17 protein-coding genes are annotated in these 19,319 nt (G+C 75.3%); 7 read left to right on the top strand and 10 right to left on the bottom strand.

Annotated features, from left to right (window positions below; all coding sequences use genetic code 11):
• Positions 1 to 34: 34 nt before the first annotated feature.
• Positions 35 to 607, top strand: a complete 573-nt coding sequence (locus tag ACIF6F_RS35215; RefSeq protein WP_399957182.1) for a helix-turn-helix domain-containing protein — start codon at positions 35 to 37, stop codon at positions 605 to 607.
• Between the two features lie 35 nt (positions 608 to 642).
• Here ACIF6F_RS35215 and ACIF6F_RS35210 read toward each other — a convergent pair whose 3' ends face one another.
• Positions 643 to 1,050, bottom strand: coding sequence for a CoA-binding protein (locus ACIF6F_RS35210; protein WP_399957028.1), 408 nt, complete (start codon positions 1,048 to 1,050; stop codon positions 643 to 645).
• Positions 1,051 to 1,133: 83 nt separating this feature from the next.
• Between ACIF6F_RS35210 and ACIF6F_RS35205 the strand changes: the two genes are divergently transcribed.
• On the top strand, positions 1,134 to 1,763 hold the full coding sequence (locus ACIF6F_RS35205; RefSeq protein ID WP_399957024.1) for a YigZ family protein: 630 nt from the start codon (positions 1,134 to 1,136) through the stop codon (positions 1,761 to 1,763).
• A gap of 27 nt (positions 1,764 to 1,790) precedes the next feature.
• Here the strand turns inward: ACIF6F_RS35205 and ACIF6F_RS35200 are convergent, their stop codons facing one another.
• Both ACIF6F_RS35200 and ACIF6F_RS35195 read right to left on the bottom strand, forming a co-directional pair.
• Complete coding sequence (locus ACIF6F_RS35200; protein WP_399957020.1) at positions 1,791 to 3,020, bottom strand: vanadium-dependent haloperoxidase; 1,230 nt, start codon at positions 3,018 to 3,020, stop codon at positions 1,791 to 1,793.
• A 159-nt stretch (positions 3,021 to 3,179) separates the two neighbouring features.
• The gene (locus ACIF6F_RS35195; protein WP_399957017.1) at positions 3,180 to 4,226 is read right to left on the bottom strand and encodes an enoyl-CoA hydratase/isomerase family protein; all 1,047 of its coding nucleotides are present in this window, start codon (positions 4,224 to 4,226) and stop codon (positions 3,180 to 3,182) included.
• Positions 4,227 to 4,347: 121 nt separating this feature from the next.
• Between ACIF6F_RS35195 and ACIF6F_RS35190 the strand changes: the two genes are divergently transcribed.
• The gene (locus ACIF6F_RS35190; RefSeq protein WP_399957014.1) at positions 4,348 to 5,514 is read left to right on the top strand and encodes an exonuclease SbcCD subunit D; all 1,167 of its coding nucleotides are present in this window, start codon (positions 4,348 to 4,350) and stop codon (positions 5,512 to 5,514) included.
• Positions 5,511 to 8,525, top strand: coding sequence for an AAA family ATPase (locus tag ACIF6F_RS35185; protein WP_399957011.1), 3,015 nt, complete (start codon positions 5,511 to 5,513; stop codon positions 8,523 to 8,525). The genes ACIF6F_RS35190 and ACIF6F_RS35185 overlap by 4 nt, the downstream gene beginning before the upstream one ends.
• A 36-nt stretch (positions 8,526 to 8,561) precedes the next feature.
• Here the strand turns inward: ACIF6F_RS35185 and ACIF6F_RS35180 are convergent, their stop codons facing one another.
• Complete coding sequence (locus ACIF6F_RS35180; RefSeq protein ID WP_399957006.1) at positions 8,562 to 9,008, bottom strand: Lrp/AsnC family transcriptional regulator; 447 nt, start codon at positions 9,006 to 9,008, stop codon at positions 8,562 to 8,564.
• Positions 9,009 to 9,102: 94 nt separating this feature from the next.
• On the opposite strand from ACIF6F_RS35180, the gene ACIF6F_RS35175 reads away from it, so the two are divergent.
• Complete coding sequence (locus ACIF6F_RS35175; RefSeq protein ID WP_399957003.1) at positions 9,103 to 9,606, top strand: rhodanese-like domain-containing protein; 504 nt, start codon at positions 9,103 to 9,105, stop codon at positions 9,604 to 9,606.
• A gap of 101 nt (positions 9,607 to 9,707) precedes the next feature.
• Here ACIF6F_RS35175 and ACIF6F_RS35170 read toward each other — a convergent pair whose 3' ends face one another.
• The 4 genes from ACIF6F_RS35170 to ACIF6F_RS35155 all read right to left on the bottom strand — a co-directional run bounded on the left by ACIF6F_RS35170 (position 9,708) and on the right by ACIF6F_RS35155 (position 15,912).
• The gene (locus ACIF6F_RS35170) at positions 9,708 to 11,405 is read right to left on the bottom strand and encodes a DUF885 domain-containing protein (RefSeq protein WP_399957000.1); all 1,698 of its coding nucleotides are present in this window, start codon (positions 11,403 to 11,405) and stop codon (positions 9,708 to 9,710) included.
• Between the two features lie 312 nt (positions 11,406 to 11,717).
• Positions 11,718 to 13,136, bottom strand: coding sequence for a GNAT family N-acetyltransferase (locus ACIF6F_RS35165; protein ID WP_399956997.1), 1,419 nt, complete (start codon positions 13,134 to 13,136; stop codon positions 11,718 to 11,720).
• A gap of 201 nt (positions 13,137 to 13,337) precedes the next feature.
• Entirely contained in the window at positions 13,338 to 14,912 is a 1,575-nt protein-coding gene (locus ACIF6F_RS35160; RefSeq protein WP_399956994.1) for an alkaline phosphatase D family protein, read from the bottom strand.
• 124 nt (positions 14,913 to 15,036) lie between these two features.
• Entirely contained in the window at positions 15,037 to 15,912 is an 876-nt protein-coding gene (locus ACIF6F_RS35155) for an alpha/beta fold hydrolase (protein WP_399956992.1), read from the bottom strand.
• Between the two features lie 411 nt (positions 15,913 to 16,323).
• Between ACIF6F_RS35155 and ACIF6F_RS35150 the strand changes: the two genes are divergently transcribed.
• Positions 16,324 to 17,085, top strand: a complete 762-nt coding sequence (locus ACIF6F_RS35150; protein ID WP_399956990.1) for a GntR family transcriptional regulator — start codon at positions 16,324 to 16,326, stop codon at positions 17,083 to 17,085.
• Between the two features lie 547 nt (positions 17,086 to 17,632).
• On the opposite strand, the gene ACIF6F_RS35145 is transcribed toward ACIF6F_RS35150, so the two are convergent.
• Together ACIF6F_RS35145 and ACIF6F_RS35140 are read right to left on the bottom strand one after the other, a co-directional pair.
• Positions 17,633 to 17,977, bottom strand: coding sequence for a hypothetical protein (locus ACIF6F_RS35145; protein ID WP_399956986.1), 345 nt, complete (start codon positions 17,975 to 17,977; stop codon positions 17,633 to 17,635).
• Positions 17,974 to 18,570, bottom strand: coding sequence for an RNA polymerase sigma factor (locus ACIF6F_RS35140; protein ID WP_399956983.1), 597 nt, complete (start codon positions 18,568 to 18,570; stop codon positions 17,974 to 17,976). The genes ACIF6F_RS35145 and ACIF6F_RS35140 overlap by 4 nt, the downstream gene beginning before the upstream one ends.
• A 333-nt stretch (positions 18,571 to 18,903) precedes the next feature.
• Between ACIF6F_RS35140 and ACIF6F_RS35135 the strand changes: the two genes are divergently transcribed.
• A partial coding sequence (locus ACIF6F_RS35135) for a helix-turn-helix domain-containing protein (protein ID WP_399956980.1) occupies positions 18,904 to 19,319 on the top strand: 416 nt, incomplete at its 3' end.

Here is a 19,319-nt window from a genome sequence, read left to right as displayed (position 1 = left end):
ACAAAATATTGACGATCGGATGCCGGACGGAACCGTGACGGACCTCGAAGAGCTCACCCAGGCGCTCGCCCGCAACCTCAAGAAGTGGCGGGTGGAGCGCCAGTTCACCCTGGACGCCCTGGCCGCCAGGTCCGGCGTCAGCCGAGGGATGATCATCCAGATCGAGCAGGCCCGTACGAATCCCAGCGTGGGCACCACGGTGAAGCTCGCCGACGCGCTCGGCGTCAGCATCACCACGCTCCTCGACCACGACCGGGGGCCGCGGGTGCAGGTCGTGCTCCCGGAGGAAGGCGTGCGGATGTGGTCGGCCGCGGGCGGCAGTTCCGCCGTGATGCTCACCGGAGACGACCGGCGCGGCCCGCTGGAGCTGTGGGCGTACCGCCTGGAGCCCGGCGAGGGCGCGGACTCCGACCCCCACCCGGCCGGCACCGTCGAGATGCTGCACGTCACCGCCGGGGAACTCGCGCTGGTGGTGGACGGCGAGGAGTTCGCGCTGCCCGCGGGCTCGGCGGCCACCTTCGACGCGAACGTGCCGCACGGCTACCACAACCGGGGCGCGGAGACCGCCGAGATGACCCTCGCGGTCTCCATCCCGCCCGTGGGCTGACCGTCAGCCGAGGGCCGCGTCCGCCGCGGGGCCCGTCAGCCGAGGGCCGGGATCTCGATGGCGGGGCAGCGGTCCATCACCATGTGCAGGCCGGACTTCCGGGTGCGGTGGTACGCCGCCTCGTCGACCACGCCCAGCTGGAACCAGACGGCCTCGGCGCCGGCCGCCGCGGCCTGGTCGGCCACCGGTCCGGCCAGTGCGCTGTTGACGAACACGTCCACCACGTCGATCTTGAACGGGACGGCGTCCAGCGACGGGTAGCCCCGCTCGCCGTGCACGGTCTCGGCCTTCGGGTGCACCGGAACGATCCGCTTGCCGTACCGCTGGAGCACCCGCGCCACACCGTAGGCCGCGCGGTCCTGGTTGGCGGACAGGCCCACCACGGCCCAGGTGTCGCCCAGCTCCGTGAGGATCCTGCGGATGGTCGCCGGGTCTGCGTACACGCCTGTCTCCTTCGTCCCTTGGTCGTCCCCGGGGTCAACACCGCCGACGACCTCGGGGATTCCCGGTCGCTTAGGGTGGGTGGGTGAAGGCAGACCAGTACGTGACGGTGGCCCGCGAGGGCGTGCACGAGACCGAGATCAACCGCTCGCGCTTCATCTGCTCCTTGGCGCCGGCCGCCACCGAGCAGGAGGCGCAGGACTTCGTCGCGCGCATCCGCAAGGAGCACCCGACCGCCACGCACAACTGCTTCGCCTACGTGATCGGCGCCGACGCCGCGGTGCAGAAGGCTAGCGACGACGGCGAGCCCGGCGGCACCGCCGGCGTGCCGATGCTCCAGATGCTGATGAGGCGCGAGGTGCGGTACGCGGTGGCCGTCGTCACTCGCTACTACGGCGGCGTCAAGCTCGGCGCCGGCGGCCTGATCCGCGCGTACGGCGGAGTCGTCGGCGAGGCGCTCGACGAGCTCGGCACGCTGACCCGCCGGCGCTACCGGCTCGCCACCGTGACCGTCGACCACCAGCGGGCCGGCAAGACCCAGAACGACCTGCGGGCCACCGGCCGCGCGGTGCTGGACGTGCGGTACGGCGAGGCCGTCGCCATCGAGATCGGCCTCCCCGAGGCCGACGTCGAGGCGTTCCGGGCCTGGCTCGCGGACACCACCGCGGGGACGGCCGCCTTCGAACTGGGCGGGGAGGCCTACGGCGACGCGTAGGCCTCCCCGAGAGACTGCACCCCCGCGTCAGCGGAACAGGCGGTGTGCGTGGCGCAGCGCGTACCCCGCCACGTCCGCGCCCAGCCGCACGCCGGCCTCGTCGGCGGTGCGGGAGTGGATGCCGGACCAGACGCGGGCGTCCACGTTCTCCCGGGTCAGCTGCTGCCAGTCGGTGTACGTGCGGGTGACGCCCGGCGCCGTCGGGCTGGTCAGCGTGTACGGCGCGGTGCGCGCCCCCGCGAGGGAGGTCAGCAGGACCTCGGCGGCGCCGGCGTAGGTGCCGTGGCCGCTCGGGTAGTCGGGGTGCGCCGGGGTGTTGTGCAGCGGGGACCAGGTCGTGTCCTGGGCGACGTTCCCGGTGCGGATGGCGGTGACGGGGCGCCAGCGCAGGTGGGTGTACTTGCTGTCCGACGTGGCGATCTGGGTGTCGACCAGCGCGGCGTGGAACAGGCCCACGAAGGCGGCGCGCTCGGCGGTGGACGCCCTGGACCGGGACAGTGCCACGCGCAGCGGCTCGGTGTAGAGGGCGAGCGAGCCCCCGTACCAGAAGGTGGCCGTCTCGGTCTGCCGGGCGGTGCGGACGGCGCTGTCCGCACCGCCGTAGGCGCGGACCTCGGCGAGGTCGGCGAGGTACCGGGCGGAGCCGAGCGCCGGCGGCGGGCCGAGCCGGAACTGCCGGGGGCTGTCCAGGAGGAACGGCCTGGCCACGCGGTTGCCGTACTGCACGGCGGGCGCGTAGCCGTTCGGGGTGGGCTGCCAGACGCCGGGGGCGGCGGCCGGCACGGTGAACGGCGCGTTGACCGATGCCGGGTCGAGGCCGTCGCCGGTGCGGGAGGCCAGCACGGCCTTGGCCTGGCGGGCTCCGGCGGCGACGCCGCGGCGCTCCGCGGAGCCGTCGGGGACGCGGCGCAGGGTGGCCGCGAGGGCGGCGTCGAGCTCCGCCGTACGGGATGGCGCGAGCGCGACGAGGGAGTCGTGGATGGCGGAGGCGACGGCGGCGTCCTGGAACGCAGCGCGGTTCGGCCCGTGGGGGGCCTCGCGGGTGGCGCGGGCGGCAGCGATCCAGCTGATGGCCCAGGTGCGGCTGTTGGTGATCTGGGTGGGTGCCGCGGCGGCGTCGACGGTCTGCGCGGTGACGTCGTACCACTCGCCCACGACGTTCTCGCGGTCCTTCGCGGGCGCGGCGGCCTGGGCGGGCATGGCGCCGACGGCCATGAGCAGGGCGGAGCCGAGGGCGAGCAGGGCGGACCTCTTCACGAGCACTCCCGGTGACGGTGGGTGGCGATCTTGTGGCGCTCGGAAGCCAACCAGGGGGTTCGGGGTGGGACAAGTGCCGTGATCCGGCCATGACGCGATTGCCATGCGGGCGTCACACGGGTGACACACCGAGGCCCGGGGAACGGCCCCGCAGGGCCGTCACCCACCCGTGCGGCCGACCGGTCGGCGCAGAGTCAACGGTTCGGCCGGGTCCGCGAAGTGGCGCGCCACCTCGGCCGGTGTGACCTCCCGGAGGGCCGGCGGGGCCCAGTGCGGGGTGCGGTCCTTGTCCACCACCTGCGCGCGCACCCCCTCGGGGAGGTCCGGCGACGCGAGGGCGGCGAGCGAGACCCGCCACTCCTGCTCCAGCACCTCCTCCAGAGAGCCCAGCGACCGGGCCCGGCGCAGCGCGGCCAGGGTGACCTTCAGCGAGGTGGGGGAGTGGCCCAGGATCCGCTCCGCGGCCTCCTTCGCCGCCGGCTCGCCGTACCCCTGGAGCCGGTCCACGATCTCCTCCACCGTGTCCGCCGCGTAGCAGGCGTCGATCCAGTCCCGGTGCTCCGCCAGCGCCGCGTCCGGTGCCGGGCGCGCGAAGTCCCGTACCGCCTCCGCGCCCTCGGCGGCCACCGCCTCCGTGAGCCGGCCCAGGTCGGCCGAGGGCACGAACAGGTCCGCGAAGCCGCACAGCAGCGCGTCGCCCGGCCCCATCGCGTCGGCCGTCAGCGCCAGGTGCGTGCCGAGCTCGCCGGGCGCCCGGCCCAGCAGGTACGTGCCCCCGACGTCCGGCACGAAGCCGATGCCCACCTCCGGCATGGCCACCCGCGAGCGCTCCGTGACGACCCGCACGCTCCCGTGGGCGGACAGCCCCACGCCGCCGCCCATCACGATGCCGTCCATCAGCGCGACCCACGGCACGGCGAGCCGTGCGATGCGCGCGTTCAGCCGGTACTCGTCGCGCCAGAACGCCCGCGCCCAGGCGCCGTCCCCGAGCGCCGACTCCCGGATGGCCCGGATGTCGCCGCCCGCGCACAGACCCCGCTCACCGGCGCCGTCCAGGACCACCGCGCGGACCTCGGGGTCGCCCTCCCACCCGTCGAGCGCCGCGGCGACCGCGCGCACCATCTCGTGCGTCAGCGCGTTGAGCGCCTTCGGCCGATCAAGGGTGATTCGTCCCGCTTTGCCGATTTTCCGGACCAGTACAGACATGAGCCCGAGCATACGAGTCCGGTCGTGGGGCCCCGGTCCGTTAGCGTGGTGGGGGCCAACAGGAGAGACGGCGGATGAGTCAGGCGGAGGCGGACGTGCGGCGGCAGCTCGGAGCGGACGAGTGAGACTTCTGCACACCTCCGACTGGCACCTCGGCCGGAGCTTCCACCGCGTCAGCCTGCTCGACGCCCAGGCCGCCTTCGTCGACCACCTCGTCGCCACCGTCCGGGAGCACGCGGTGGACGCCGTCCTCGTGGCCGGTGACGTGTACGACCGGGCCGTCCCCCCGCTGGCCGCCGTCGCCCTCTACGACCGCGCCCTGCACCGACTGGCCGACCTCGGCGTGCCCACCGTGATGATCTCCGGCAACCACGACTCGGCCCGCCGCCTCGGCGTCGGCGCCGGGCTGATCGGCCGGGCCGGCATCCACCTGCGCACCGACCCGGCCGGCTGCGCCGAGCCCGTGGTCCTGGCCGACGCGCACGGCGACGTCTGCCTCTACGGCCTGCCCTACCTCGAACCCGCCCTGGTCAAGGACGAGTTCGGCACCGACCGGGCCGGTCACGAGGCCGTGCTGACCGCCGCCATGGACCGGGTGCGCGCCGACCTCGCCGCCCGCGCCCCCGGCACCCGTTCGGTGGTCCTCGCCCACGCCTTCGTCACCGGCGGCCTCGCCAGCGACAGCGAGCGCGACATCACCGTCGGCGGGGTCGCCGCCGTCCCAGCCGACGTCTTCGACGGGGTGGACTACGCGGCCCTCGGCCACCTGCACGGCTGCCAGACCATCACCGAGCGGGTCCGCTACTCCGGCTCCCCGATCGCCTACTCCTTCTCCGAGGCCCAGCACCGCAAGTCCATGTGGCTGGTCGACCTCGGGCCCGCCGGTGAGCTGGCCGCCGAGCGCCTCGACACCCCGGTGCCCCGCCGCCTCGCCCGGATCCGCGGCCGCCTCGACGACCTGCTCGACGACCCGGCGCTCGCGCCCCACGAGGACGCCTGGGTCGAGGCCACCCTCACCGACCCCGTCCGCCCCGCCGAGCCCATGGCCCGCCTCGCCGCCCGCTTCCCCGGCACGCTCAGCCTGCTCTTCGACCCCGAGGGCGGCGAGACCGGCACCGGAGCCTCGTACGCCCAGCGCCTCAAGGGCCGCAGCGACCAGGAGATCGCCGAGGACTTCGTCGCCCACGTGCGCGGCGGCAGCGGCGCGGACCCCGCCGAACAGGCCGTACTGCGCCAGGCCTTCGACGACGTACGCACCGACGACACCCTGCGGGAGACGGCCCGATGAGGCTCCACCGGCTCGCCGTCACCGCCTTCGGGCCCTTCGCGACCCCCCAGGAGATCGACTTCGACGCGCTCTCCGCGGCCGGGATCTTCCTGCTCCACGGCCCCACCGGCGCCGGCAAGACCTCCGTCCTGGACGCCGTCTGCTACGCCCTCTACGGATCCGTGCCCGGCCCCCGGCAGGCCCCCGGCACCATACTCCGCAGCGACCACGCGGACCCCGGCACGCCCACCGAGGTCACCCTCGAACTCACCGTCGGCGGACGGCGCCTGGAGATCACCCGGCGCCCCGAGCAGGACCGCCCCAAGAAGCGCGGCACCGGCACCACCCGCGACAAGGCCCAGAGCTGGCTGCGCGAGCACACCGCCGCCGACGGCTGGGGCGCCCTCAGCCGCTCCCACCAGGAGATCGGCGAGGAGATCGAGGCACTGCTCGGCATGAGCCGCGAGCAGTTCTGCCAGGTGGTGCTGCTCCCGCAGGGCGAGTTCGCCCGCTTCCTGCGGGCCGACGCCGAGGCCCGCGGCCGCCTGCTCGGCCGGCTCTTCGACACCCGCCGGTTCGCCGCCGTCGAGGCCCGCCTCGGGGACCGGCGCCGGGCCGCCGAGGCCCGGGTGCGCGAGGGCGACGAGCGCGTGCTGGCCGTCGCGCACCGGCTGGCCCAGGCAGCCGGTGACGCGGCCGACCTGCGCGCCTGGCCCCTGCCGCAGCTGTCGCCCGGCGACCCCGGGCTGGCCGAGGAGGTACGCGCCTGGGCCGCCGTCGCCCGGGTGAGCGCCCGGGAGCGGCTGACCGTCGCCGAGTACGCCCTGGCCGCCGCCGAGAGCGCCCACCACGCGAGCCGCCTCGCCCTGGAGGACGTCCGCGAACTCGACCGCCTCCAGCGCCGCCACGCCGAGGCCCTGCGCCGCTCCGAGGCCCTGGCCGCGGAGGCGCCCGAGCACGACCGGGTGCGGGCCCGCCTCGACCGGGCCGCCCGCGCCGACCGCGTCACCCCCGCCCTCGAACTCAGGGCCACCGCCGAGGCGGCGCACCGCGCCGCCCGGGCCGCGGACGCCCGCTGCCGGGGGCAGCTGCCGCCCTCGCTGGCCGAGGCCGGGGCCGAGCAGCTCGCCGCCGTCGAGCGGCGGCTGCGCGAGGAGCTGGGTGCCCTGGGCGCCGCCCGCCGGGACGAGGCCCGGAGCGCCGAGATCACGCGCGAACGCGCCGCCCTCGACCGCGAGACCCGCGCGGCCGAGGAACGGCTCCACGAGGCCGCCGCCTGGCTGGCCGACTGGGACTCCCGGCGCACCGCGCTCCAGCAGGACGTCGACGCCGCACAGCAGGCCGCCACCCGGGCCGAGGCGCTCGCCGGCCGGCTCGAACCGGCCCGACGGCAGCTGGAGACCGCCCGCCGCCGCGACGAGCGCACCCGCGAGGCCGAACGCGCGGCCGCCGCGCTGCTCTCCGTACGTGAGACCGCCGGCGCCGCACGCGAGCACTGGCTGGAGCTGAAGGAGGCCCGGCTGGCCGGCATCGCCGCCGAGCTGGCAGCCGCCCTCGCCGACGGCGAACCCTGCACGGTCTGCGGGTCGCCCGAGCACCCCCGCCCGGCCAGGCCCGCACCCGGACACGTGGACCGGGCTGCCGAGGATGCCGCCCGGACCCGTTTCGAGCGGCTGGACGCCGACCGGGCCGCCGCCGAGCGCACCCTCGCGGTCGTGGAGCAGGCCCGCGACGAGGCGGCGGCCGCCGCCGGAGCGGCCACCACCGCCGAACTCCGCGAGCACGCGGAACAGCTGACGGCAGAGCACGCCCGCGCCCGGGCCGAGGCGGCGGGGCTGCACGCGGCCGCAGAGGCCCTCGCCCGGGCCGAACGCGAGCAGGCCCGCCGGCTGGAGACCCGCCGCGAGGCGGAGACCGCCCTGGCCGCCGCCGGCTCCCGCCGCGAGGGCCTGGAGCGGGAACAGGCCGCGCTGGAGACCGAGTTGGCCCGGGTGCGCGGCGATGCCCCCAGCGTCGCGGCCCAGGCGGGGCTGCTGGAGCGCCGCATCGGGCTGGTCACCGCCGCGGGCCGGGCCGCCGCCGACGCCGAGGGCGCCGCGCGCCGGCTCAAGGAGGCCGACGCGGCCCTGGCCGACGCCGCGTTCGCCGCGGGCTTCGACACCACCGAGGCGGCCGCCGCGGCCCGCCTCGCCGAACCCGAGCGGCGGGCCCTCCAGCACCGTCTCGACGCCTGGGCCGCCGAGCGGGCCGCGCTCGCCGACCGGCTCGCCGAGGCCGACGCCGTCGCGGCGGCGGCGCTGCCCCCGGCCCGGCCCGAAGCCGCGGAGGCGGCGGCCGCGACCGCCGCGGCCCGGCTGCGTACCGCGGGCTCCGCCGCCGACGCCGCCCGCAGCCGGTGCGCGGACCTCGACCGGCTGTCCCGCCAGGCCGAGGCGGAGCTGCGGGCGCTCGGACCGCTGCGCGAGGAGTACGGCCGGGTGGCCCGTATGGCCGGGCTCACCGCGGGCACCTCGGCCGACAACGAGCGCCGGATGCGCCTGGAGTCGTACGTGCTGGCCGCCCGCCTCGAACAGGTCGCCGCCGCCGCGACCGAACGCCTCCTCGCCATGTCCGGCGGCCGCTACACCCTGGTCCACTCCGACGCCAGGGCCGGCCGCGGCGCCAAGTCCGGGCTCGGACTGCACGTCGTGGACGCCTGGACCGGCAGCACCCGCGACACCGCCACCCTCTCCGGCGGCGAGACCTTCTTCGCCTCCCTCGCCCTGGCGCTCGGCCTGGCCGACGTGGTGACGGACGAGGCGGGCGGCGTACGCCTGGACACGCTCTTCATCGACGAGGGCTTCGGCAGCCTGGACGACCAGGCGCTCGACGAGGTGCTCGACGTGCTGGACTCGCTGCGCGAACGCGACCGCAGCGTCGGCATCGTCAGCCACGTCGCGGACCTGCGCACCCGCGTCCAGGCCCAGCTGGAGGTCGTCAAGCAGCGCGGCGGGTCGGCGGTACGGCATCACACGGGCGGTACCGGCCACTGAGCCGGCGCACCGGGAGCCGGGCGGGGCCGCGGGCGGTCAGTTGCCCAGTGCCCGCCGGGGCAGCGGCGAGGAGTACACCACGCTGGTGGTGACCGAGCCGAGCGAGGCCACCTTCCCGGAGATCTCCTCCAGGTGCCCCATCGAGCGGGCGGCGACCTTCAGCACGAAGCAGTCGTCGCCCGTGACGTGGTGCGCCTCCAGGATCTCGGGGGTGGTCTGGAGCAGGTCGTGAAAGGGCTTGTAGTTGCCGTGCGGGTAGCGCAGCCGCGTGTACGCGAGGATAGGCAGCCCGAGCTTCTCCTGGTCGACCACGGCCGTGTAGCCCGTGATCACGCCCGCCTCCTCCAGCCTGCGCACCCGCTCGGTGACCGCGCTCGCGGACATCGAGACCGCGCGGGCGAGTTCGGCGAAGCTGGCCCGGCCGTCGCGCTGGAGGGCCTCCAGGATGCGCCAGTCGGTGGCGTCCGGTGAATAGCTGGTCATGGGCCAGGAATAGCAGGGGATTCCCCGGCACGGCAACGCAACTGCCGGGGAATCCCGCTTCCGCGGTGGATCAACGAAACGTACATTCATTGCCATGACCACGCAGACGAACACCGCCCAGGCCCCCGCTCCGACCAACCCCGTCCTCCGGGTTCCCCCGGCCTCCCCGGCCGCCGCGGCCGCCTACTTCGGTGCCAGCCTCGCCTTCCACGCCGACGTCTCCGACGTCGCGGCCGTGCTCGGGCGGGGCGGGGACCCGGGCTTCGTGCTGGTCGACTCGCGTTCCACCGCCGCGTGGGACCAGGCCCACGTGCCCGGGGCCGTCCACCTGCCGACCGCGCTGATCCCCGAGCAGGCCGAGGACCTCCTCGACAAGAACGTGCCCGTGGTCACGTACTGCTGGGGCCCGGGGTGCAACGGCGGCACCCGAGCCGCCCTCGCCCTCGCCGAACTCGGCTACCAGGTCAAGGAGATGCTCGGCGGGATCGAGTACTGGATCCGCGAGGGCTTCGAGGTCGAGACCTGGCAGGGCCGCGAGCAGCGCGCCGAGGCCGACCCGCTGACCGCGCCCACCGACTCGGACGACTGCGGCTGCTGACCGCCCTCCGGCACGCGAGCCCCCGGACCGGCCCGCATGCGAACGGCCGCCCGCCCCCGGCAGGGGACGGGCGGCCGTTCGCATGCGTCGTGCGGCGCCGGTCAGAGCTTCGACAGCTCGTCCACCAGGTCGTCCAGGCCCAGCGAACCCTGCGAGAGGGCCGCCATGTGCCAGGCCTTCGCGTCGAAGGCGTCGCCGTGCGCCTTGCGGGCGTTGTCCCGGCCCAGCAGCCAGGCGCGCTCGCCGAGCTTGTACCCGATGGCCTGGCCCGGCATCGAGAGGTAGCGGGTCAGCTCGCTCTCGACGAAGTCCGCCGGCCGGCCACTGTGCAGCCCGAAGAACTCCTGCGCGAGGTCGGGGGTCCACCGCTCGCCCGGGTGGAACGTCGAGTCGGCCGGGATCTCCAGGCCCAGGTGCATGCCGATGTCCACGATCACCCGGCAGGCGCGCATCATCTGGCAGTCCAGGTAGCCCAGGCGCTGCTCGGCGTCCTTCAGGAAGCCCAGCTCGTCCATGAGGCGCTCGGCGTACAGCGCCCAGCCCTCGGCGTTGGCGCTCACCATGCCGATGGTGGCCTGGTAGCGGGAGAGCTGGTCGGCCACGTGCGTCCACTGCGCGATCTGCAGGTGGTGGCCGGGGACGCCCTCGTGGTACCAGGTCGACACCAGGTCGTACACCGGGAAGCGGGTGGCGCCCATGGTGGGCAGCCAGGTGCGCCCCGGCCGGGAGAAGTCCTCGGACGGGCCGGTGTAGTACGGGGCCGCGGCGCCGCCGGGGGGCGCGATCCGGGACTCCACCTTCCGCACCCGCTCGGCGAGTTCGAAGTGCGTGCCGTCCAGCGCCTCGATCGCCTCGTCCATCAGGCCCTGCAGCCAGGCCTGCACCTCGTCGACGCCCTCGATGTGCGTGCCGTGCTCGTCGAGGTGCTTCAGCGCCTCCCAGGGGGTGGCGCCGGGCAGGATCTTCGCCGCCTCGGCCTTCATCTCGGCGTGCAGGCGGTGGTACTCGGCCCAGCCGTACGCGTACGCCTCGTCCAGGTCGAGGTCGGTGCCGTTGAAGTAGCGCGCCCAGCGGGCGTAGCGCTCGCGGCCCACCGTCTCGGCGCGGCCCTCGACGGCCGGGGCGTACACGTCGCGCATCCAGTCGCGCAGGGAGACGACCGCCGCCGTGGCAGTGGCCGCGGCCGCGTCCAGCTCGGCGCGCAGCGCGTCGGGGCCGCCCGCGGCGAAGTCGTCGAAGAACGCGGGCTCGCCCTTCTCACCCTGTCCGGCCCAGGCGCTGAGCTGGCCGACGAAGGTGGCGGTGGGGCGCGGGGCGCCGTACAGCCCGCGCTCCAGGCCGAGTTCGAGGCAGGAGCGGTAGCCGCCGAGGGCGGCCGGGACGGCGCGCAGCCGCTCCGCGATCGCCGACCAGTCCTCCTCGGTCTCGGAGGGGGTGATCGTGAAGACCTCGCGCACGGAGTGGGCCGGCGAGTGGATGTTGGAGACGGCGCGCAGGTCCTCGTCGGCCTCGTGCACGGCGAGTTCGGCCGTCAGGCGCTCGCGCAGCAGGCGCGCGCAGCGGCGCTCGGCGTCGGTGTCCGCGCCCGGCAGCTGCTCGGCGGCGTCGAGCCTGCGCAGCGTGGTGCGCGCCAGCTCGGCGACGGCCTCGCGGCCCGCGGGGGAGAAGTCCGGGAGCCTGCGCGAGCTCTCGGCGACACCCAGGTAGGTGCCGGTGAGCGGGTCGAGGGCGATGAGGTCGTCGACGTACGCGTCCGCGACCTGGCGGGGCAGCAGGGTGCCGTTGAGGGTGTCTGACATGCGGACATCTTCGTACGAAGAAGGGCCCCGCGTCACCACCGTTCCGCTCCGGCCGCCTGTCGCGCGGGGGGCGGGAGGGGTGCCCGGGCCGGTCGGCGGCCGGATTCCGGCGGGTGGCCCGGAAGTTGGGCCGAGCGGGTGCCCCGGCGCGCGGGGGCGGCGCGCGGGGGGCGCGCCGCCCGTACCGGCTGGTGGCGGGGGTGCCCCCGGTCCCGAGGGGCGGGACCGGGGGCACCCTGCGGGCCCGGGGCGCGCGGTGGGGGCGGATCCGGAGGACTGGCGAAGATCGACCGGATCCGTGTCCGTGCCGCGTCAGCGCTGGTGGGTCGGCCGGTCCTGCGGGACGTCGTAGGCGAGGCGGGAGCGTACCGGAGTCGCATCCAGGCGGGCGGTGATCACCAGGGTGCCCTCCTCGATCTGGTAGTCGAGGGGAAGGCCCAGGCCCCGCATGGCGGCCACCATCGCGGTGTTGGAGGACTGGGTGACGGCGTACACGCTGTCGCAGCCGGCCTCGACGGCCATCGCGATGAGCCGGCGCAGCAGTTCGGAGCCGATGCCGCGGCGCTGCCAGTCGTCCTCGATGAGCAGCGCGATCTCGGTCTCGTCGCCGTCCCAGAGGAGGTGGCCGAGCGCGACCAGGCGGCCCGAGGCGGTCTGCACGGCCAGGGTGCGTCCGAAGCGCGGGCTCAGCAGGTGGTCGAGGTAGCGGTCGGCGTCGGCGACCGGGCCGTGGTAGCGCAGGCCCAGCGTGCGGGGCGAGCAGCGGTCGTGCATCGCGCGGGCGGCCGCCAGGTCGGAGGGGTCCGCCCGGCGGACTGTGATCTCGTTGCCCTCGGGCAGGGTGAGCACGTCCTGGCTGCGCGGTACGCGTGGCCCGAGCCGGGCGTCGAGCTCGACGAGGGCCCGGGCCCGGGCGAACTCGGTGGGTGTGAAGGGCAGGTAGGGGCGCTCGATGGTGATGGCTCCGCCCGACGGGTCGCGCAGCCGCATCACCGTGGCCTCCAGGACGCCCTCGACGGGCGCGTCGGCGGCCGCGTTGGGCCGGCCCGAGAGGGTGGTCGCGGGGATCGAGTGGATCGTGCAGCGCCCGAGCAGCTGGCGCAGGGCGAGCGGCAGTTCGGCGGCGTCGAGGGCGGTACGGGTGGCCAGCCCGAGGATCCGCGTCGGCGCGTCGACCAGGTCGTGGGCGTCGGCCCGCTCGGTCCAGGTGCTGTGGCCGCCGGCCAGGGCCGCGGTCCGGGTCAGTTCGGCGGCGGGCAGTTCCTGGGGCGCGCGCAGCAGGAACTCGTCGACGGTGCCGCCCTCGGCGAGCGGGTGGGTCTGGAGGGAGAGGATGTCCACGCCGTGGCGGGCCAGCGCCGTGCACAGGGCCGCGAGGCTGCCCGGCTCGTCCCGTACGGTCGTCCGCATCCGCCACAGGGTGCCGGAGACGGGCGCCGGTGCCTGACGGCGGGGCGCGGTCTCGGATCGGGGCGCGGCGGACGCCGGTGCCGGCGGGCGGGGCGGCGCATGGCTGTGCCGCCGCGCCCACCAGGTGTGGAATCCGGCCGTGATGAGCAGGGCCACCGCCGAGGCCACCAGGAGGTAGGGGCCCTTCGGGCCGTGCACGACGAGGTTGGCGAGGGCGTCGGCCACGGCCACGGCCGTGAAGAGCGCGGCGAGTTCGACCACGTCACGGCGCCAGTGGTGGCGGTGGGAGTGCTGGGCTTCGGCAGGGGTGCGGTGAGTCATGCACACCACTCTGGCCCTGGGGTGTTGCGTGATCACGAACGTACTGTGACCGGCTGGTAAAAGGTGGATCCAGCCGGTTTCGTCCTGTTTTCGTGAGGGCCTTCCGGAGTACGGGCCGGGTGGGCCGGACCGAGGGCCGGCGGGGCGGTGCGGCGGACCGAGGGCCGGCGGGGCGGTGCGCCCGGACGGCCCTCCGCCACCTTACTGGCCCACGCGCCCGGGCGTGAGCACCTGGCTGAAGAGCACCGCGCCGCCCTCCTGGCGCAGCCGCACGGTCAGCTCGCCGCAGTCCCCGTCGATCACGACCTCGCCGTAGTGCGGCGGCGCCTCGTCCGGCGACAGGTTCGGCACCGCCGGCGCGTGCACGTAGGCCTGCTCCGGTCCGAAGGTCCGGTCGAGCCGTCCTGCAGGGAAGGCGCCGGCGCCGATCGGTCCCGACACGAACTCCCAGAAGGGTGCGAAGTCACCGAAGGCCGCCCGCTCCGGCGCGTACCGCTGCGCGGCGCTGTAGTGCACGTCCGCGGTGAGCCAGAGGGTGCCGGTGATGCGCTCGTGCTTGATGTGGCGCAGGAGTTCGGCGATCTGGAGCTCCCGGCCGAGCGGTGCGCCGGGGTCGCCCTGGGCGACGGCCTCGAAGTTCGCTGCGCCGTCGGGGACGACGATGCCCAGGGGCATGTCGGCGGCGATGACCTTCCAGACGGCCCGCGAGCGCGACAGCTCCCGCTTGAGCCAGGCCAGTTGGCCGGCGCCGAGGATGCCGACCGGGTCGTTGTCCTGGCGGCCGGGGGAGTTGGGGTTGCGGTGCGTGCGCATGTCGAGGACGAAAACGTCCAGCAGCGGGCCGTGCCGGACCACGCGGTACATCCGGCCCTGGGCGCGCGGTGAGGGCGCCGGGGCGGCGACGGGGAAGTACTCGCCGAAGGCCTGCCGGGCGCGGGCGGCGAGGACGTCGACGTCCTTGACGGTGTAGCGCGGGTCGTCGAGGAGCTGGCCCGGGTACCAGTTGTTGCGCACCTCGTGGTCGTCCCACTGCGCGATGACCGGCACCTGGGCCTGGAAGCGCCGGTACGGCTCGTCGAGCAGGTTGTAGCGGAAGTTGCCGCGGAACTCGTCCAGCGTCTCCGCGACCTTCGACTTCTCGGGGGTGGTGAGGTTCCGCCAGACGCGGCCGTCGCGCTGGACGGCGGTGGGCTGGATCGGCCCGTCGGCGTACACGGTGTCGCCGCTGAAGAGGAAGAAGTCAGGGTCCAGGGCCCGCATCTCGTCGAAGACCCGGTGCCCGCCGCGGTCGGGGTTGATGCCCCAGCCCTGGCCCGCCAGGTCGCCCGACCAGAGGAAGCGCACGCCGGTGCGGCGCAGCGCGGGCGCGGTGCGGAAGCTGCCGGCCACCGGCTCCGAGGTGCGGCGGGGGTCGGCGGGGTCGGCGAGCAGCACCCGGTAGTGGATCCGGGTGCCCGGGGGCAGCCCGTGCAGGGCGGTGACGCCGGTGTGGTCCGTGGCCGGGCCGAGCAGGGGCCCGTACCAGCGGCGCGTGCCGAAGCGGAACGTCTCGCTCGGCGAGGTCTCCACGAGCATCCGGGCGGGACGGTCCGAGCGGGTCCAGACCAGGGCGGAGTGCGCGGTGACCTCGCCGGACTGGACGCCCCACCGTGCGCTCGGGCGGCCGGACAGGGCCAGGGCCGGCGCCGCGAGCGGCACGGCCGGGAGGGTGAGCGCCGCGGTCGCGGCGAGGGAACCGCGGACGAGGGAACGGCGGTCGGGACTGGGCTGCGTCATCGGTGCGCCTCCGGGCTGGGACCAGGGGTGGCCCCCGCCCGGCGGTGACGGGCGGGGGCCGCCCAGTGTGCCGACGGCGCACCGGGTCCCGACGTCCGCCGCGCGAACCGCCGGTGAACAGCCGTCAGACAGTCGCCGGGCGGGCCGTGCCGTCGGCGGCGGACGCGGCCTCGCGCGCGGTGTCGAGGATGACGCGGGCGACCAGCGCCGGGTCGTCGTTCATCGGCACGTGCCCGCAGCCCGGCAGGCGGACCAGCCGCGCGCCGGGCAGGGTCCGCTTGGCGCGCACCCCCTGGCGGCGCAGCAGCAACCGGTCCCGCGTGCCCCAGGCGATGGTCACCGGCAGGCCGGGCACGTCCTCGGTCACACGGACGCCCTCGCCCGCCGCCAGGGTCTCGGCGAAGCCGGGAGCCTCGCGCAGGGCCAGCGTCTCGGCGACCACCGCCTCGGGTGAGCGGCGGCCCGGCCGGGCGTAGATGGTGCTGGTCAGGGCGGCGCGGCCGGCGGCGGTACGGGAGAGACGGTCCAGCGCGGGCCGGGGGAGCACGCGTGCGCCCGCGCGCATGGCCCGGAGCGTGGAGAAGGCGTAGCGGCGCTCGCCCTCGGACCAGAAGCCGGCGGGGGAGAGGGCGGTGACGGAGCGGACCAGTCCCGCGCGGGCCATCTCCAGGGCCAGCAGGCCGCCGAGGGAGTTGCCCGCCACGTGGGGGCGGTCCAGGCCGAGCGTCGCGCAGAGCGAGCCGAGGGCCGGTACGACGCTGCCGAGCCCGTACGGGACCCCGTCCGGCAGCGGCGGGGAGACGCCGAAGCCGGGCAGGTCCACGGCGACCACCTCGTGCTCGGTGGCCAGGATGTCCAGCACCGGGTGCCAGGCCTGGAGGTGGTGGCCGATGCCGTGCAGGAGCAGGAGGGGCTCGCCCGCGCCGCGGCGCTCGTAGGCGACGGCGGCCTCGCGGGGGCCGGTGGGGGTGTCGAGCGGGAAGGAGACCGTGGCGGTCATGCTGCTCCTCGTCGAAGGCGGGGACGCGCCGTTGTGAGACGCGGCGTCAGCAGATGATTACCGCCCGGTAGGGGCTGCTTCAAGGGGTGCGGAGCCGATCTTGGGGAACGCGCCGTGAAATCCGGCCAGGCGCTTGCCCCCGCCGGTTCCCGCAACGGCTGTGCGGCCGTAACCGCGGGCGGGGTCGGGACCCGTTGCTGCCTGGTCGTGAGCGATTCGCGGACTTTGCACTGCGCAAGAACATCCTGTGAACGGCCTGATACGTATGCCCGGTGTGCCCGGCAAAGGTATGAGGATTGGTCTTGACCAAGGGGTGGCGCGCCCCTATGGTCGCAGGGATAGTGCAGGAACCTTTAATAAACAAAGGCGCGGAACTGCCGCTGGAAGACAGCGATAGCAGGAGGAGTCAGGGTGGGGACCACGCAGCTCGAAACGGTGCCGGAGCCGAAGTACTGGCACCTCAAGACCGTGCTCAGCGAGGCGCTCGATCAGGACTTCGCCGTCGGCGAGGTGCTGCCGAACGAGCGTGAGCTGGCGGCCCGCTTCGGCGTGGCCAGGGCCACCCTCCGGCAGGCCCTGGAGCAGCTGGAGCTCGAAGGCCGCCTCCAGCGCCGCCGCGGCGTCGGCACCACCGTCGCCCCGCCGCGTGTGGGCGTCGCCGTGGACGGAGCCCGCCACGACTGGCCCGGCGACGCGGGCGAGGGCTGGCAGCCCGTGGACTCCGTGGAGGCCGCCCCGGCCGCCGCGGTCGCCCGACTGCTCGGCGTCGACGCCGGGACCCGAGTCCACACCGTCCGCCGCATCCGCGTCACGCAGGGCCAGCCGGTCGCGGCCGAGCTCCTGTACGTGCCCGCCGCCTCCGTGCCCGGCCTGTCCGGGATAGACGCCCCCGCCGGACCGGCCCGGGCGCGCGCGGTGCTGCGGGAGCTGCGCCGCCTCGAACTCGACGGCCAGGACCGGTCGGTGGAGCTGGGCTCGGCCCGCGCCGACGACGCCAAGGAACTGGACCGCCTGCCCGGCTCACCGGTGCTGCTGGTGACCACCCGGTACTTCACGACCGAGGGCACCGCGGCCGTCTCCGTCGCGACCTACCGCGCGGACACCTGCCGCCTCACCTTCGGCGCGGCGGGCGCCGTGGAGATCCACCCGGACACCCCCCGCCAGGCCTCCTGACGAAACGTTGCCCGCCCCGGCCCCGCTCGTGGGGACCGGGGCGGAGCCGTATCCGTGGCGGTGCCCGTGGCCGTGGCCCGTGGCCGTGCCCGTCCCGTCCGGTGCGAGGGGCTCGTCCCGGGCGCCCCGCGGCCGCCGGGCCCGGCGGCCGCCCTGCCGCTTCCCGGCCCCGGGCACCCGCGGCGCGGGCCGCGCCGTCACGGCCCGCCGGGTGACGCGTTCTCCTCCCGGAGTTCCACGATCACCAGCGTCCCCCGGCTCCCGGGCCGGACCGAGTGCGTCGTCCCCACCGGAACCAGGTAGAGCTCGCCCGCCCCCACCGGGACGAGGCGGCCGGCGACGTCGAGTTGGATCCGGGAGGTCTGCCGCAGTCTTCGTCAGGTTGATCAGGGTTACGGCGCACCTCTCCTGACGGCCGGTGAGGTCCACCGGCCGCCTGCGACGGAATCTCTGGATGCCCCAGACGCTACGTGACCCGAACCGACGATGGGTCGACCGATTGGCAAAGCCCGACCGCGCGGGCCCGGCCTGATCCGAAGGACACGGCTCAGCGCTGCCCGGCGCGGGTCAGTTCGCACCTTCCTTCCGTGCAGGACCGGCGCAGGCGTCCGGCCGAGACGGTTTCCGCCAGGCCGATCGCCCAGCACATCGGGCAGCCGCGGAGGGCCACCACGCCGACCGGGGCCAGCAGCAGGCTCGCCACGCCCACGACCGGCAGCAGGGCGAGGGAGCCGGCCAGCGCGCCGAACCCGAGGGCGCCCCGGGCCATGTGGCGCGGCACGCTGGCGCTGGCGAAGCCACGGCGGGCCGGTGTGCCGCCGCGGGCGGACGTGGTGGCGGCGACCCGGCGGGGCGCGGTCGCGGGCGGTGCCGTGGTCGGGTCAGGTGTCATCGTGGGATCCTCCCCGTCGTGGCCGGGTCCTCGCCCAGCGCGTCGCGCACCGTCGAACGGGCCCGGTGCAGGCGTGACTTCATCGCGGCCGTGCTGAGCCCGAGCCGGTCGGCGACGGCCCGTCCGGGCAGCCCCTGGATGTCCCGCATGACCAGCACCTGCCGCTGGTCGTCGGGCAGCGCGGCGACCGCGGCCGCCACGCGTTCGGCTTCCAGTCGCAGGAGCACGTCCTCCTCGGCGGACCGGGTGGTGCCGTTGGCGCCCTCGAAGCGGTCCGGCTCCCCGGTCCCGCCCGGGACGGCCGTCGGCAGGCGCTGGAGCAGGCCGCGGGTGCGCCGGAGGCACTCGTTGCGGACGATGCGGAACATCCACGACGCCAGCGCCCCGGAGGCGCGCAGCATGCCGATCTTCCGGTAGAGGATGATCAGCGCCTCCTGGGCGGCGTCCTCGGCGTCCTGCGGCGTGGCGCAGAGGGAGTGCGCGAACCGCTGCACGTGCGGGTGGGACCCGTACACGAGTGCGCTGAGCGCCTCGACGTCGCCGCGCTGGGCCGAGGCGACCAGGGTGGCGCCGGGCCAGGTGTGGTCAGCCACGCCGGCCCCGGCGGCGCAGCAGCGTGACGGTGCACGCGCACAGCAGCACGGCGGCCGCGGCGACGATGACGACGGTGGTGGTCATGGAGATCCTCCCGGTGGGGTGCGGGGCGGACGCGGTCGTCCGCACGCCTACTAGAGACCTGCCGGAGGCAAAAGGATTCACCCCGGTCCGCGGGCCCGGCGGTCCTCATCGCGCCGGGCCCGCGGGCGGCGCTCCGCCAGGCCCTAGTGATCTGGTTGTGAGTTCGCTGGGCACCACGTGAGTCGTTTTGCGCACCAATTCGCGGGTTCGCCTGACGGGTGCCGGCAAGCTTCGGTCTGCTGTCGGTTGTGGGTGACAGCAGGCTGGAGCCGCTGGTCCTGAGTGAGACCGAGCGGCAGGTGTTGAACGACTGGGTCAAGCGCCGGACGACGGCGCAAGGGCTGGCCTTGCGAGCGAGAATCGTGCTGGCGTGCGCGGAGGGCGGCCCCAACCTGGCTGTCGCCGCCCGGCTGGGGATCAGCCGGGGCACCGTCGCCAAGTGGCGCACGAGGTTCCTGCGGGACCGTCTCGACGGGCTGGCGGACGAGCCGCGGCCCGGGGTGCCGCGGACCATCACCGACGCCCAGGTCGAAGACGTCGTGGTCCGCACACTGGAGGAAACCCCTCCCGGCGGGACGCACTGGTCCAAGCGGGAACTTGCCAAGGTCGTGGGCATCTCTCCTGCCAGCGTGCTGCGGATCTGGCACGCCTTCGGCCTCCAGCC

Origin of the sequence: Streptomyces sp. NPDC086023 (assembly GCF_044540325.1) — a bacterium.
GTDB lineage: Bacteria > Actinomycetota > Actinomycetes > Streptomycetales > Streptomycetaceae > Streptomyces.
The sequence above is the reverse complement of the archived record's forward strand: the minus strand, read 5'-3'. Positions and strand labels throughout refer to the sequence as shown.